Raw genomic sequence first — 14,479 nt, 5'->3', positions numbered from 1 at the left:
CGTCACGTAGTAAGAATCTATCCATGATCGTGACCTCCTACGGGTCATAATGACGAATAGAAATATTGAATGTCAACACGCCCTAGAAAATAACAAAAAAAGTCAAAACATTTTCTTTTTTTTGATTTTTAAAAGACAACATATTGAAAGTCAAAAGATTCACCCCTGCTTTTTGCGACGGAAATAATCCAGAACGGCGTGAACCGGCACGAATCCCCGCAACACCCCCTGCTTGCTGACCACCGGCAAGACCCGCAAATTGTATTCGGTAATCAAATCCGCCGCTTCGTTGATGGTGCCGCTCAAGGAGATGGTCACCAACTGCTGCCCCTCGTTGACCTTGCCCAGGGGAATGGTAAAGATGGCCTTGTCCCGGGCACTCATGGCTTTGGTGCCAAAAAACGGCCCCATGATCTGCCGCAGATCACTCTGACTGACCATGCGCACCAGCTTGCCTTGACGGTCGATGCCAATATGTCGATACCCGTCATGGCGCATGGCATTGATGGCCTTGATGATGCGGTCCTCTTCCTTGAGCGTGAACGGCGTTTCCGTAATCACCGCCTGCACACTGCCCGGCTCGTCCGGCAACGGCAACCCGTCCGCTTTGCTGTAGGTATGGGCGCTCCGCGATGTGCCGAAATCGGACAGGGACTGGGAAAAATCCCCTCCTTTTTCCTCATAGCCATCCAGGATGGCCAGATCATCACCCCGCTGTCCCCCAAGATTCATGGGATCAAGGAATTCCAGATCCCCATCGTCCTGAACCGCCGAAGCCGCCTGGTTGACCAGACCGTCAAGATCCAGATCATCCAGATTCATGCCGTCGGCAGCACTCCTCTCCACCTCACCGAAACGATTTCCCGCCGGCATCTGCTCGAAATCGAAATTCGCTCCGGGGCCACCTCCATTGGACGTCCCCCCGCCGCCAGTCCCTCCCGCGCCAGCCCCGCCAGCCCCGCCAGCCCCTCCCGCTCCTCCAGCCCCCGCCCCTGCCGCGCCAGCCCCTGCCGCGCCAGCCCCTGCCGCGCCAGCCCCTGCCGCGCCAGCGCTGGTCCTTCCCGCAACGGAAGCGTCACCGCTCCCCGGGACGGACGAGGAACCCGCCTCGGCGGATTGACCGGACGAGGCCCCGCCCGCCGCCTGTTCGGCGGCCATCTCGGCATCGGTTCCGGATACTTGAACATTGAAGAGGGCTTGCAGAAAAGAGCGTGAAACCAACCAGGAGGATGGCAGCGGAGGGAATTTTTCTACCTGGATTTCGACCTGAACATCCAGGTAGGTGCCATTGGCATTGAGAAAAGAGGGAAAGTCGCCATAAGGAACATGATGGGTCGGCAGATCCAGAAAGAGGTGTCCGCCCGACCCCTTCATTTTGGCTTCGACCGCATCGTTCCAGGCGCCAACGGTTTGGTTGGCGATCTCCTGGAAACCTTCCTGAATCTCCTCGCTGTATTCGCGGTTTTTCACCAGCGAGTTGATGACGGCCTGCCCCATCATCATCATGAAGCCGGACAGGGCGATGGCCGTGGACACGTCGAGGATGATGAAGGCATCCCCGCTGTGGGCGCCATCCTCGATGACGTGCGCGACCGCCCGATCCGTTTCGAAAAGCCCCTCCAGATCATCCTTGCCATGCAGCAAGGTGAGTTCCTTCAGGGTGCAACTCACTGGCACCGCCGTAAGGGTGTTCAGATCGTTGGCCAGGCGCGTAAAAAAATTCAGAAAGAACGCCCTGGACTTCTTGATGGCTTGTTCATCGGACATGGACAGCGCGTTCCGTCGCTTGGCCCTTCAGGAATCTTGTCGGATTCGGCAAAAGTTGCCGGGATCCTATTTAAAAAATTTCCCCAGGGTTTCTTGCAGCATTTCGGGGGTGAACGGCTTTTTGATATGGCCGTTGGCGCCACTTTTGATGGCCAGATCCACCTTGCCTTCGCCGCCTTCCGTGGTGACCATGACGATGGGCGTCTTGTCCCCGGTCTTACGCACTTCCTGGACGAAGGTCAGCCCGTCCATATTGGGCATATTCCAGTCCGAAAGGATCAGATCCGCCTTGGCGGTCTTAAGAATGCCCATGGCTTCGGCGCCATCACCGGCTTCGACGACATCGTCGATTTTGAATCCGGCCTGACGCAACCCACGAGTGACGATTTTCCGCATTACGCTGGAATCATCCACAATCAGAACACGCATGCTATCCTCCATGCTCTTGACAGAAGTCCAAGTTATCCACTTTACCAGAAATAACATCAACAAAGCGAGCCATTTTGCCGGTCCCCGTTTTGGAAAAACGCCCCCCTGTCACCGGCGCGGGAATGCGGAGAGTTTCCTCGTATTTAATAAGCAAATTTCAAGCCAGTATTGAGGCCGCCAGCGTGCCGCAGCCCGTCAAAAACTGGCGTGTACCTGCAACAGCTCGTTGTCCACCTGAAAGGTCAAGATGATGGTGGAGCGTCGGGTCTTCCAGATGGCACGGAACTGGGTGCCGATAATCGCTACGGGCGGAGACAGGGAGGTGCTGCCGAAATTGGCGGAGGATTTGAATCGCCCGGCAATCATGTTGGTCAGTTCGGCAGCGCCGTCGAGAAGATCGTCCTCGGTAAAGTCGTCTTCCGGCAGCCCGGTGATCTTGGAGACCACAAAAGCCGTAAAGGCTTTGGACATGGAGATGCCGATCATGCCATCCGGATGCTCGCTGCCGTGAAACCGAATCAGACCCGTCACCTTGTTGCTGACAGAAAAGGAGGGAACCTCCTCGATGCCCAAATAAATGGGATCCTGCCAGATGGTGGATTGCAGTACCTCGTGGATGGACTGCTCCAACTTTTCAAGAAGATCTTCGGTATCGTCGAACATCGTTATTATACCGTGCCACCCAGTCCCAGGGATTCCAGAATGCGCGCCACCATCTCCTCCTGGGAAAAAGGCTTGGTTTGGTAGTGGCAGGCACCCGCCTGTATCGCCTGAATGATATAGGCCCGCTCTCCTTCGGTGGTGACCATCATGACGGGAATATGCTTCCAGGCCGGATTGCCCTTGATGGTTTTCAATACTTCCAACCCGTTCATGCCGGGCATGTTCCAGTCCAGCAAAATCAAACCGATATCATCCAGATGCTGCTTGATGACTTCGATGCCGTCGTGACCGTTCTCCGCTTCCAGGACATCGTAGCCCAAAATGGCGCCAATGCCGCTGATGACCCGGCGAATGGTGCGAGAGTCGTCGATGGTCAAAAGTTTAATCATGACACGTTCACCGACTGGTCTTGGCCGTGGACGAAGCCAGGAAAGCCGGATTCGTGGCTTCACTGGAACCTATTGGACGATAGAGGGCGCTTCCGCCCACCAGAACCTGTTCGAAATCGGAGGTATATCCGCGCGGGGATTCGGAGGCTCCGATGGTCAGAAAGCCGTCGGGAAGCAGGGACTGACGCAGTTTGGTGTAGAGTTCGCGCTTGAGGTCGTCGGCGAAGTAGATCATGACATTGCGGATCATGATGAAGTCGAAGCGGCCATGCGGCACGAAACTGTCTTTCAGATTGAAATTCTTGAAGGTCACACGGGAACGGATCTCCGGGTTGACTTCGTAGACCATGCCTTTTTTGGTGAAATAGCGCTCCAGAAAGGGTTCCCTCATGCCACGGGAGATGGCCAGCTGGCTATAGCGACCGGAGGAGGCGATGAAGATCGAGGAGGGTGAAATATCGGTGGCCAGAATTTCGAAGCGGTCCGGGGGAGGGGGGTTGCTGATGCGACGAGCGCCGTCTTCCAGCAGCATGGCCATGGAGTAGGGCTCCTGTCCGGTGGAGCAGGCGGCGGACCAGATGCGCACCTTGCCCTGTTTGCGGGCTTTCTCCAGCAGATTGGGCACCACGAAGTCCGTCAAGGCGCTGACGAACGTGGAATCACGAAACCAGAGGGTTTCGTTGGTGGTCATGGCGTCGATCACCTTGGCCCGCAAGGGACCGGTGTCTTCGACAAGCTTCCGGTGAAGCTGCTTGAAGTTATCGCAACCATTCTGAAGCATTATTACAGTTAACCTGTTCTCGACGAGATACTCTTTTCCAGGGCCAAGCAGGATTCCGCTTTGGTCGTGGATAAGATTTCGCATGAGTTCAAATTCTTCTTGTGTAATGGCCATAAAGGTGCTCGGGCTAGGAACAGAGTTCCGCAATGCGATGTCCAATCCGGTCCAGGGGCAGCGTTTCATCTGCCAAACCAAGCTCATTGACCGATCTGGGCATACCATAAACCACACAGGAATCTTTGTCTTGGGTAATGCAGTAGCTCTTGCGATTCCGTTTCATGGTCTGTACTCCCAGAGCGCCGTCCCGACCCATGCCGGTCAGGATGACGCAGAGGGATGGGCCGTTGAAATGGACCGCAGCGGACATGAACAGCACATCCACCGCCGGTCGGCATTCATTGACCTTGGGACCGTCGTTGAGGGTGATCACCAGTTTGCCATCCTCGTTCCCCAAGGCCATGTGTTGTCCTCCGGGAGCCAATAGCACTTCCCCCGCCACCAGGGGCTGACCGACCCGGGCTTCGCTGACCGTCAGTCCGGAAGCCTTGGCCAACTGGGCGGCCAGCGAGGCGGTGAAGACCGGCGGCATGTGCTGCACGATCAGCGCCGGAATGGAGAGCCTGCGGCCCAGATCGGTCAGCACCCGGCTCAACGCGGCGGGACCCCCGGTGGAAGAGCCGATGAGCAGCAGTTGAGGACGATTGCCCGTATCGACGGGAGCCGCCGCTGCCCGGACGGGGGCCGGTGTCGGGGTGGGGGAGGCTGTCACCCGCACCGCAGGTGCTGCCGCGGGCTTGGCGACTGCGGGTGGTGTCGGCGGGACTTCCGCCTCCCGGCTCTTTTTCTGTCCGATAACCGTCAAGATCGGTTCCAGATCGAGCCGCAGGGCGTCGTGCGCCCGGCTGATGTTGCTTTCCAGCGGTTTGGTGACGAAATCCAGCGCCCCCGCGTTGAGACACTCCATGACGATGTTGGCGTTGGAACGGGAGGTGCCGCTGACCATGACCACCGTCACCTGCGGAAACCGCGCCGTGATCTCCTTCAGGGTGGCCAAACCGTCCTTGACCGGCATTTCCACATCCAGGAGCACTACGTCCACCACCACCCGACTCAGCTTGTCCAAAGCCACTTGACCATTGGAGGCTGCATCGATCACTTCCACCCCGGGGATGGTTTCCGCGACCTTTTTCATGATCATGCGGTAGGTGATGGTATCGTCCACCACCATGACCTTGATGGGGCGTGACATAGACTCTTCCTTCTCGATAGTTCAGGACATGGTCCAGCGATAGACCGCCATGGCAATGTTGCCTGATCCCTGATATTCCAGCTGACTGCACAGGGAGCGTATCAGGGCGATGCCTCGACCGCCATGGTCCAGGTTGTCCTCCAGCGAGGAATGGACTCCCAGGGAATCGAATCCCTCTCCGCTGTCTTCCACCCGAATGTGCAACCGCCCCCCGTCGTGTTCCGGTTCGTGCTTCAGGACCACCTTGATGAATCCCTCCGCCAATCCCGCCAGGCGGCTCTCCCGCAGGCTGTAATACTGGTGAAAACCCGTGGCCGTGGTTTTGGTGCGGGTGTCCAGCCTCAGCAGTCCGTGATCCAGAGCGTTGGAAAAAAGCTCGGCCAAAACGGTGTAGATTCTTTCCCGATGCCCGGGAGGAGCCTGGAGATTCATCAAGGCGTTGATCACGATGGGCAGCGGATCCACCGATTTTAGCGTATCCGCGCTGAAGCAGAAAGAGGCTTCCCAACGGGAGGGCAGGATCGTTTTGCCGATGATCAGACGGCGCTGCTCCACCGGTTCTTCGCAGGCCTTGGCGCAGACGATCTCGATGAGGCTGATATCATCCGTTTGAGGCGATTCCCCGCGGAATTGCAGCAGATCGTCCCGTATGGCATCGAACAGCCGGGTCGGAGCCGTGGCCCCGTCGAAATGGCTCTCCAGCCTCTGAGTGCCGTACATCTCTCCGCTGGTGTTCACCGTCTCCGTCAAACCATCGGAGAAGAGGAAGACCCGATAGTCTTCCCGCATCTCGATGATCTCCACCTTGCGGCCCGCCGGATTGATGGGCACGATCCCCAGGGGCAGATGGCTGGAGGGGATGCGTCGCACCAACTGACCCCGCTGATCGACGATCAGCACGTCCGGCAGACCGCCGTTCCAGACCATGATGCTCTTCTGCCGGAAGTCGATTTCGATGAGACAGGCGGCGCAGAACATGCGGGTGGGGGTGATGCGCACCAGCTTGTCGTTGATCTCCTCGGCCAGATCACCGATGGAGAAGCCCTGAGCCGTCTTTTCGTAGAAGATTTCGGAAAGGGGCAGTGCGCCAACGGCGGCGGAGAGTCCGTGTCCGGTGAAATCGCCCAGCAGAATGTGCAGCCCGCCCGAGGGGGTGTAGGAGGCCACCAGGAGATCCCCGTTGAACAGGGACATGGGAGCGGTCCAGTGGTTCAGGCAGGGGGCGTCCTGCAAATGGCCGCTGCGCACGATGTTGGTCAACAGGAAGTTGCCGAACTCCAGCTCCTGCCGTACCGCCTCCTGATGTCTTTCCAACAGCTCCTTCTGGGCGCGCAACACCGAATGCAGCTGCTGGATGCGCTCCATGGCGTCGATCTTGGCCTGCAGGATGATGCGGTTGAAGGGTTTGGTGAGAAAGTCGTCCCCTCCGGCATCGATACACCGCGCCAGTCCCTCATCATCCGTGACGGCCGTCAGGAAGATGATGGGAATGAAGCGGTCGCTGCTGCGCGCCTTGATGTCGCGCGCCGCCTCATAGCCGTTCATGAGGGGCATGCGAATGTCCATCAAGACAAGATCCGGGTGCTCGGCTTCGAACAGCGCCACCCCGTCGCGTCCGTTGGAGGCGGTGATGACCGTGTGGTCGTCCCGGCTCAACAGGCGCTGCAGGATGGTGCTGTTGATGCGATCATCGTCAACGATCAGAATCTTCATGCAGGATGCCGAAGACCATCCACGCTACAGAATCTTGAACAGGCGCTGGAAGTTGGCGGTTTCCAGGATCTTGCGGATCTCCGGACGGGCATTGACGATTTCGATATTGGCCTCGTTGGCGCCGGCCTCTTCCCGCAGCAGCAACAGCATGCCCAGGGCCGAGGAGTCGATGTATTCGGTGCCGGCCAGATCGATGGTGAACTTGCGCTTCTTTTTGGCTTCGCTGCTCAAATTGCCCTGATAGGCGGTGCGAAACTGGGAATGCATCTCGAAGTTGAAGCGTCCCTTGATGCTGATCTGGGTTTCATTGTCCCCGTGGGTGACGGTGATGGTTCCAGACATGGCTCCTCCTGCTTGGTGGCTGAAAAATGGGACCAGGGAGTTGCCCCGGTTTCAAAACAGCTCGATATCCCCTTCGTCCATGGATTTCTGATCCACGGCCTTGTGGCTGTTGGCCGCGGAAAGCGCCTGGAAATCTTCCAGGGATTTTCGGGCCAGGGCCAGGCGATCCCCGGCGCTCAAACCGGGATCCCAGGGGGCGCAGCCGCAACACAGATGCTCGGTAAAGGTCTCCAGCATCTTCAGGCGTCTCTCCTGGCTTTGCGTGAGCTGGGTGACCATGTCCTCGAACTGCAGGGACATGACCGCCAGGCCCACACTCTGATTGATGTTTTCGGTGATTTGGGAAACTTTGGCAAGGGTGATGGCGGTGAAACGGTCGATTTCGCTGATCTCCGCCATCATTTCATCCACCCGCCCCTTGGATTCGATGGCGAAGCTCATGTCCTTGGAGGCCATGAGTTCGATGATGTCCTTGGCCGATTCGATGTTGTCCTGGGCGTTGCGCACCACTTCGTTGATCTGGTTGGAAAACTGGTTCGAATCCCGGGAGAGCTTGCGCACCTGATCGGCCACCACCGCGAAGGCCCGTCCGGCCTCTCCCGCCCGGGCGGAAACGATGCGCGCGTTCAGGGCCAGCACGTTGGTCTGTTCGGCAATCGAGTTGATATCCTTCAAAAAATCCACCACCTGATGCATCTGGGTGGAGAGATCGTCCACCCGATGCACCATCTCCATGCTTTGGCGACTGACCAGCAGAATGTGATCCACGAAGGAGCGCAGAATCCGATCCGTCTCCGCGACGAACTGGCGGATATTGATCTTCTGGTGACCGTCCCCTCCGCTCTCCGCACTGTCGCTGCCCGGGACTTTCGGGGCGTTGGAGGAGGAGTCGCTGGTGTCCATGCTGGAGGTCAGGGAGGTGACCAGAGACATCTGGGTATTGGCCTGATCCCGCAGCCCGTTGAAGCTTTCCGCCAGCTTGACGATGGCGTCCTGCACCAGTCCCCGAACCTGGCTGATCTCCAGGTGCAGATCGGCGGTTTCAGCCTTGAACTGGTCGCGAATTTCGTGCAGCAGGGCCTGAAGTGCGCTGTCCATGGGCTACCGGGTCCGCCAGGACAGGGAGGGCGCCGTTTCCCCCAATGCCGTCCGGGAAAGTATGGCGGTGAGAGGCCCCGGTTTCATGCGGCACTGTTCCTGGACGCTTTTTCGATCCCCAGGACATTGGCTACATCCAGAATGACCAGGAGATTGCGTTCGAACTCCACCACCCCGTCCACGAAGTCGGCGGAGATGCCGCTCAGGTTGGCCGGTGTCGGCTGGATGTTGTCGTCCACGATATCCCGCACGTCACCCAGTTGATCGACCACCAGACCGACCGGATCCTGCCAGGTGCATTTGGTCTGCGCCAGCTTCCGGTTGATCTGAGTGACCTCGTTGCGAGTTTTCAGGATCACGTTGTACTGCTTGCGCATGGTGCCCCCTGAACCGTTGTCCTCCTGGGACCAGCCCAGGCGTTTGCGCAGATCGAAGAGGGTGATGACCCGACCGCGGATGTTGAGCATGCCGCGGATGTAGTCGGGGGCGCCGGGCACGGGGGTGCATTCCATGGAACGGTTGATCTCCCGTACCAGCAGAATGTCGATGCCCAGGTAGAGATCGCCCAGGGTAAAGGTGCTCACGAGCATGGTGGGTTCCTTCCGCTAGGGAGAGGTTCGCAAGACATGTCTCATTCCTATTCCGGTTGCAGTTCGGCAACGGCGGCCAGCAACTTGTGTTTGTCGATAGCCGGAACGCAGTTGACGAAGCCGGTGCGATAGCACTTTTGCTCCAGATCCGTGGAGAGGGAGGAGGTGGTGGCAATCATCGGCACGTCGGCGTTGCGGGTGGTGCTCATTTCCAAAGCCAGTTCGAATCCGTCCATGGCGGGCATGTTGAGATCGGTGACCAGCAGGTCGTAGGCGTGGCTCTTGAGGAAATCCAACGCCATGGCGCCGTCCTCGGCCTGATCCACCTCGAAACCGATGCTTTGCAGATAGGTGGAGGTGAGCACGCGCAGGAAGGGGGTGTCGTCCACCACCAGGGTGCGCAGGCCCGAGGCGTCGACCTTCGGTGGCGGATGGGGATGGGGGATGCCGGCCTGTTCGAAGACCGCGTGTACGTCGGGAAAGAGCACCACCCGGTCGTCGATCTGGGCGGAGCCGAAGAGGCCGCTGCTCTGGATGGCACGGGTGTCGAGATCGATGATGGTCTCCCGGGTGTCGATGATGCGGGAGAAGATGAGACCCGCCTGCATGTCCGGGATATTGGGCACCACCATGCACATGAAGCCTTCCTCGTCGGTCTCCCCGTCGCCGCTGCCCATGCCTTCCAGCCCCAGGACGCGATCCGGGAAGATGGCGCGGAAGGTCTTGCGGTCGTAGCGCACATAGGGGATGCCGCCGATGTTGACCATCAGGTCGGGGCGGATCTTCTCCACGCGGCGCACCATGCTGTGGACGATGCCCATGAAGAGGCCGCTGCCGGTTTCGAGCAGGATGATGTTCTGCTTCTCGCGCAGGGCGGCCCGGCGTTCGTCGTCGAGATCCATGCGGGCGGCGCGTTCCACGTTGCTGAAGTTGATGCTGGCCTGTTCCATGACGCCGGCGTAGTCGATGATCAGGGCCACGGAGCCGTCACCCAGGATGGTGGTGGCGGAGAAGCAGGGGTTGTCCTTGAAGAAGTTGGGCAGAGGTTTCACCACGATCTCCTCGTTGTCGAGGACCTCGTCCACCACCATGCCGAACTCGTTGCCGCCGACGTTGAGGACCATGACGTAGGCCACCAAGCCGCCGGGATGACGGCGATCCTCCGTGGAATCGCGTCGCTCGGTGGCTTTGAGGGCATTCTTGCGTACCGGCGAGGCGGAGCCGGCTTCGGCCTTGCGGCGTTGGGAGCGGCGATCCACCAGACGATCCCGACGGTCCGGGGAATCGGAGCCCCGGGGGAAGGTGCGTTGAATGCCCAGCACGTCGGTCAGGTTGACCAGGGGCAGCAGGATGTTGCGCAGGCGCAGCACCGGGGCGCTGCCCACCATTTCGATCTGGTTGGCGCGGTCGCCCTCCGCCACCCGCACGATCTCCACCAGGCCGATTTCCGGAATGGCGAAGCGCTGGTCTCCGGCGGAGACGATCATGGCCGGAATGATGGCCAGGGTCAGGGGCAGTTTGAGGATGATGCGGGTGCCCTTGCCCAGTTTCGATTCGATGTGGACGGTGCCGCCCAGTTTTTCGATGTTGGTGCGCACCACGTCCATGCCCACGCCGCGTCCGGAGACATCCGAGACCTTCTTGGCGGTGGAGAGTCCGGGGGCGAAGATGAGCATGATGGCATCCTCTTCGCTCATCACGTCCGCCTGGTGTTCGGTGATGATGCCCTTTTCCAGGGCCTTCATCTTGATGCGGTTGACATCGATGCCCGCGCCGTCATCGGAGAGGGAGATGTTGACCATGCCGTTTTCGTGATAGGCGGCCAACTCCACCTGACCGGCCTCCGGCTTGCCGCGCTGCAGGCGCACTTCCGTGGTTTCGATGCCGTGGTCGGCCACGTTGCGGATCATGTGGGTCAGCGGATCCGAGAGGTGTTCGATGACCGATTTGTCCAGATCGACATCGCCGCCGCGCAGCTCCAGGTCGATCTTCTTCTCCAGCTTGCGGGCCAGATCGCGGATGATGCGGGGAAACTTGTTGAAGACCACCGAGACCGGCTGCATGCGGGCCTGCATGACCTTTTCCTGGATGCGACTGGTGATGGAGTCCAGGTTCTGGATCAGCGGCGACATGTTGGGAAACTTGGCGGTGACTTCGGCGGCGGCCCGGGTGAGCTGATTGCGGGCCAGCACCAGTTCGCCGGCGTTGTTGATCAGTTCGTCCAGCAGGGAGACGCTGACGCGCAGGGTCTCCTCCATGGAGGGTTGCGCGGCGGCAGCGGCGGGATTGGCCGTCTGGGCGGCGTCGCTGGAGGTCTTTTTTACGCCCAGGATCTTGTCCACCCGGGCCTTGAGCTGGGGAGGTTTGACTAGGCGGGGGCGGGTCTCCTCCATCTCGAATGCGGCTTGTTCCACCACCGCCACGGGGGCGACGACCCGGGGGATCACCTGGGGGTCGGCGGCGCGCACCGCCTTTTTGGCCGCCGTTTTGACCAGATGGGTCGGTGGTTGGATCTCCCGGATGCTGTCCCCGGCAATCTGGGTCAGGGTCTGCAGCAGATCGTGTTCCAGAACGGTGGCGAACAGCAGCCCGATGGCCGACACGGCGGCGAAACCGGCCTTCTGGCTGCCGTCTCCCACGTCCGGGGCGGAGCCGATGAGGGTGCCGACCGATTCCAGCAGGGCGCTGGTCTTACGGAAATAGGATTGTTTCTCGTCCGCGGAGCCCGACAGGGTGAGCTCCACCATGAAAAAGCGCTGGCCGTGGGTGATGGCATGGGCGACGGCTTCCGGGAAGCGTTCCAGGTCCAGATCGACGGAGGCTTCTTCCTCCGTGGCTTGGCCCGCGCTCTCTTCCTCGTGTCCGCCTTCTTCGGCGGCGGGGGGGGCGGCTTCCTCCTCAGGAGGTGGTGCGCTCTCTTCCGGGATCTCCTCCGCCACGGGGGCGGGAGCCGCCGTGACCGGGGGCGGCGCGGCCTTGGGGGCGGCGCCCTTGCCACCGTCCAGCGTATCCAGGATGGCCTGAATATGGGCGATTTCGTCCGCCGCGTTCACCGACTCGCTGGAATTGACATCGTCGATCATGCTCTTCAGCTTGTCGAGGCCCGCCAGCAGGCTGTCCGTGATCTCCGGGGAAGCCACCTGGGGATTCTCGCGCACCTTGCCGAGCAGATTCTCCATGGTGTGGCTCAGCTTGGTGATCGCCGTCAGCCCGAAAAAGCCGGCGGAACCCTTGATCGAATGCACGCCACGGAAGAGCCGGTTGATGATTTCCGGTTCCGTGGACGAACCTTTCTCTTCAAGTGTCAGCAGATCCGGCTCGATGGTGTCCAGGTGTTCGCCGGCTTCCTGCACGAACATGCCCAGAAGTTCATCGTTTTCGTCTTTTTCATCGGCCATGCCAGCATCCTTTCGGTATGCATCCGGAAGGAAAAAGGAACCTGCCACTGCGGTTGCAGGGGTATTGAACGTTTGAGTGGCTCATGGTAATGCGGAAAGCTGGGAAGAACAAAGGCAAATGCGCACCACCCCCTGCGAACCAGCGTATTGATACCCGCTGACCCCGGCTTCCTGCCACTCTTTCTTCCAACCCGTGGGTTTGTAACGGGTTTTTGTCGCCATGTAACAATTTTTTGGCGCATTCAGAAAATTTCTATATCATTTTTTGCTCATAACCGCTACGATTAAAACATGATTGGCGACGGTTAGAGGAGCGGACCCGGCAGCCACGCAGGGATTGGGCTCTCACAGCCCCTTCCTCTTCTGCAGGGCGTGCCGTGGTTTTGACTCATTCCGGAGTCGGGTATCGGTTGCTTCGGCCCTTTCGGGCCGTTGCCGTTTGTGTACGTTCCCATTCGACCAGCCAGTATAGCATCATCCGGTTCGACATACAAAAAGGACGCCAGAACCGGCGCGGAATCTTTGATTGAAAAGCACATCGGCGATGGAATCGTTTGATCAGGCAGGGAAGGGAGACGAGAGTACCATGAAAAAGTCGAACGTGGTTGGTGAAATTCTGGACGAGCCGGTTTTCGATAACAACGACACCCATCTGTGGATGGCGGTCATGGATCGCGCGGTCCGTGATCTGGTGGCTCTGGAGCGGTATCGGCAGGATCCCTCCGTCATGGATGATCCGGTCTTCCGCTACGATTATCGCACTCTCAAGAAGTGGTTCCATTCGGTGTCCATGGAGCCGGGCTCGTTCAACTGGATCTGCTCGCTGGTGAACATCGACCCCAAGTGGGCCCTGCGTCGTTTGGAAGAGCGTTTGCAAGTGTGTCTGATGCCCGAGACGGCCCGGCGTTTCCGTGCCGAAAGCCTGGAGTTCCGCAACAAAGAGCGGGAGCGTTTGGAATCCGAGGAAGCGGCCAGAGCGGCGTAACGGTGTTTTGACAGGCGGATCGATGGCTGCGGAAAGCCGGGTTGATGTGGATCAACCCGGCTTTTTGCGTCTGATGCTTTGGAGGTGAGGCATGGAGTTGCAGGAGCGTATGCGGGCGTCCTGGAAACGGGGCTGTGATTTTCTGGGTGTGCCGTTGGCCATTCTGGGCGGGGCCATGTCCTGGTTGTCGGAGCGGCATCTGGTGGCGGCCATCTCCGAAGCCGGGGGGTTCGGGGTGCTGGCGGGGGGCAGCATGATGCCCGATCGGTTGCAGGAGGAGATCCGCGCCACCCGGGCGTTGACCGGGCGGCCTTTCGGGGTGAATCTGATCACCATGCACCCCGAGTTGCCGGCGCTTTTGGACATGGTGGTGGCGGAGGGGGTTGGCCACTGCGTGTTGGCGGGGGGGGTGCCGTCGCGGGATTCGATTCGTCGTCTCAAAGAGGGTGGGGTCAAGGTTCTGGGATTTTCACCGGCGTTGTCGCTGGCCAGGCTGCTGGTGCGTCACGGCGTGGATGCCTTGATTCTGGAAGGGCATGAAGCGGGCGGACATGTGGGGCCGGTGGCCACCAGCGTGCTGGTGCAGGAGATTCTGCCGCACATTCCGGAGGTGCCGGTTTTCGTGGCGGGAGGAATTGCCGATGGCGGCATGGTGGCCGGCATGGTGGCCATGGGGGCAGCGGGGTGTCAGGTGGGCACCCGTTTCGTCTGCACGGACGAATGTGTGGCCCACGAGCGGTTCAAACAGGCCTTCATCCGGGCCAATGCCCGAGATGCGGTGGTGACGGTGCAGTTCGATGACGTCCTGCCGGTGATTCCGGTGCGCGCCATGGCCAACAAGGGCACCCACGAGTTCAACGCCCTGCAGTTGAAGCTGATTCAGGAGGTGCGTGCCGGCCTCAAGGAGAAGCGGGATGCCCAGTTGGAGCTGGAACATTTCTGGGTGGGGGCGCTGCGCCGCGCCGCCATCGACGGGGATGTGGAACATGGCTCCGTGATGATGGGGCAGAGCGTGGGTTTGGTGAAGCGCATCCAGCCGGTGAAAGAGGTGCTGGAGGAGTTGACCCAGCCGTTG

Annotated in this window: 13 protein-coding genes; 2 read left to right on the top strand and 11 right to left on the bottom strand. The window is 59.8% G+C overall.

Features of this window, described 5'->3' with window-relative positions; translation table 11 throughout:
• Nucleotides 1–159: 159 nt before the first annotated feature.
• From HQL56_12020 to HQL56_11970, 11 genes are all read right to left on the bottom strand, one after another.
• Nucleotides 160–1,767, bottom strand: a complete 1,608-nt coding sequence (locus HQL56_12020) for a CBS domain-containing protein (protein MBF0310243.1) — start codon at nt 1,765–1,767, stop codon at nt 160–162.
• A 66-nt stretch (nt 1,768–1,833) separates the two neighbouring features.
• A complete protein-coding gene (locus HQL56_12015) occupies nt 1,834–2,196 on the bottom strand; it encodes a response regulator (GenBank protein MBF0310242.1) in 363 nt (120 codons plus the stop codon).
• 195 nt (nt 2,197–2,391) lie between these two features.
• Nucleotides 2,392–2,859 carry a chemotaxis protein CheX gene (locus HQL56_12010; protein ID MBF0310241.1) on the bottom strand — a complete coding sequence of 156 codons (468 nt, stop codon included), beginning with the start codon at nt 2,857–2,859 and terminating at the stop codon, nt 2,392–2,394.
• Nucleotides 2,860–2,864: 5 nt separating this feature from the next.
• Nucleotides 2,865–3,245, bottom strand: coding sequence for a response regulator (locus tag HQL56_12005; GenBank protein MBF0310240.1), 381 nt, complete (start codon nt 3,243–3,245; stop codon nt 2,865–2,867).
• A 10-nt stretch (nt 3,246–3,255) separates the two neighbouring features.
• Nucleotides 3,256–4,113, bottom strand: a complete 858-nt coding sequence (locus tag HQL56_12000; protein ID MBF0310239.1) for a protein-glutamate O-methyltransferase CheR — start codon at nt 4,111–4,113, stop codon at nt 3,256–3,258.
• Nucleotides 4,114–4,156: 43 nt separating this feature from the next.
• Entirely contained in the window at nt 4,157–5,278 is a 1,122-nt protein-coding gene (gene cheB, locus HQL56_11995; GenBank protein ID MBF0310238.1) for a chemotaxis-specific protein-glutamate methyltransferase CheB, read from the bottom strand.
• 21 nt (nt 5,279–5,299) lie between these two features.
• Nucleotides 5,300–6,991 (bottom strand): fused response regulator/phosphatase, encoded by a 1,692-nt coding sequence (locus tag HQL56_11990; protein ID MBF0310237.1) that lies wholly within the window; start codon nt 6,989–6,991, stop codon nt 5,300–5,302.
• Between the two features lie 24 nt (nt 6,992–7,015).
• Nucleotides 7,016–7,333: an STAS domain-containing protein gene (locus tag HQL56_11985; protein MBF0310236.1), complete on the bottom strand. Its 318-nt coding sequence runs from the start codon at nt 7,331–7,333 to the stop codon at nt 7,016–7,018.
• Nucleotides 7,334–7,384: 51 nt separating this feature from the next.
• Nucleotides 7,385–8,431: a hypothetical protein gene (locus HQL56_11980; protein MBF0310235.1), complete on the bottom strand. Its 1,047-nt coding sequence runs from the start codon at nt 8,429–8,431 to the stop codon at nt 7,385–7,387.
• An 83-nt stretch (nt 8,432–8,514) separates the two neighbouring features.
• Nucleotides 8,515–9,021 carry a chemotaxis protein CheW gene (locus HQL56_11975; protein MBF0310234.1) on the bottom strand — a complete coding sequence of 169 codons (507 nt, stop codon included), beginning with the start codon at nt 9,019–9,021 and terminating at the stop codon, nt 8,515–8,517.
• A gap of 47 nt (nt 9,022–9,068) precedes the next feature.
• The gene (locus HQL56_11970) at nt 9,069–12,419 is read right to left on the bottom strand and encodes a chemotaxis protein CheW (protein ID MBF0310233.1); all 3,351 of its coding nucleotides are present in this window, start codon (nt 12,417–12,419) and stop codon (nt 9,069–9,071) included.
• A 586-nt stretch (nt 12,420–13,005) separates the two neighbouring features.
• On the opposite strand from HQL56_11970, the gene HQL56_11965 reads away from it, so the two are divergent.
• Together HQL56_11965 and HQL56_11960 are read left to right on the top strand one after the other, a co-directional pair.
• Complete coding sequence (locus tag HQL56_11965) at nt 13,006–13,404, top strand: hypothetical protein (GenBank protein ID MBF0310232.1); 399 nt, start codon at nt 13,006–13,008, stop codon at nt 13,402–13,404.
• 91 nt (nt 13,405–13,495) lie between these two features.
• Nucleotides 13,496–14,479, top strand: a 984-nt coding sequence (locus HQL56_11960; protein MBF0310231.1) for a nitronate monooxygenase, incomplete at its 3' end; no start/stop codon positions are given.

Source organism: Magnetococcales bacterium (assembly GCA_015231925.1).
Lineage (GTDB): Bacteria > Pseudomonadota > Magnetococcia > Magnetococcales > JADGAQ01 > JADGAQ01.
Note: the sequence above shows the minus strand (reverse complement) of the source record. Positions and strands in the feature narration are given on the sequence as shown.

Bases quoted from the DNA above. Each gene is read 5' to 3' on its own strand.
- HQL56_12015 (MBF0310242.1), bottom strand. From the start codon at position 2,196: ATGCGTGTTCTGATTGTGGATGATTCCAGCGTAATGCGGAAAATCGTC.
- cheB (MBF0310238.1), bottom strand. From the start codon at position 5,278: ATGTCACGCCCCATCAAGGTCATGGTGGTGGACGATACCATCACCTAC.
- HQL56_11990 (MBF0310237.1), bottom strand. From the start codon at position 6,991: ATGAAGATTCTGATCGTTGACGATGATCGCATCAACAGCACCATCCTG.
- HQL56_12020 (MBF0310243.1), bottom strand. From the start codon at position 1,767: ATGTCCGATGAACAAGCCATCAAGAAGTCCAGGGCGTTCTTTCTGAAT.
- HQL56_11975 (MBF0310234.1), bottom strand. From the start codon at position 9,021: ATGCTCGTGAGCACCTTTACCCTGGGCGATCTCTACCTGGGCATCGAC.
- HQL56_11965 (MBF0310232.1), top strand. From the start codon at position 13,006: ATGAAAAAGTCGAACGTGGTTGGTGAAATTCTGGACGAGCCGGTTTTC.
- HQL56_12000 (MBF0310239.1), bottom strand. From the start codon at position 4,113: ATGCGAAATCTTATCCACGACCAAAGCGGAATCCTGCTTGGCCCTGGA.
- HQL56_12010 (MBF0310241.1), bottom strand. From the start codon at position 2,859: ATGTTCGACGATACCGAAGATCTTCTTGAAAAGTTGGAGCAGTCCATC.
- HQL56_11980 (MBF0310235.1), bottom strand. From the start codon at position 8,431: ATGGACAGCGCACTTCAGGCCCTGCTGCACGAAATTCGCGACCAGTTC.
- HQL56_11985 (MBF0310236.1), bottom strand. From the start codon at position 7,333: ATGTCTGGAACCATCACCGTCACCCACGGGGACAATGAAACCCAGATC.
- HQL56_11970 (MBF0310233.1), bottom strand. From the start codon at position 12,419: ATGGCCGATGAAAAAGACGAAAACGATGAACTTCTGGGCATGTTCGTG.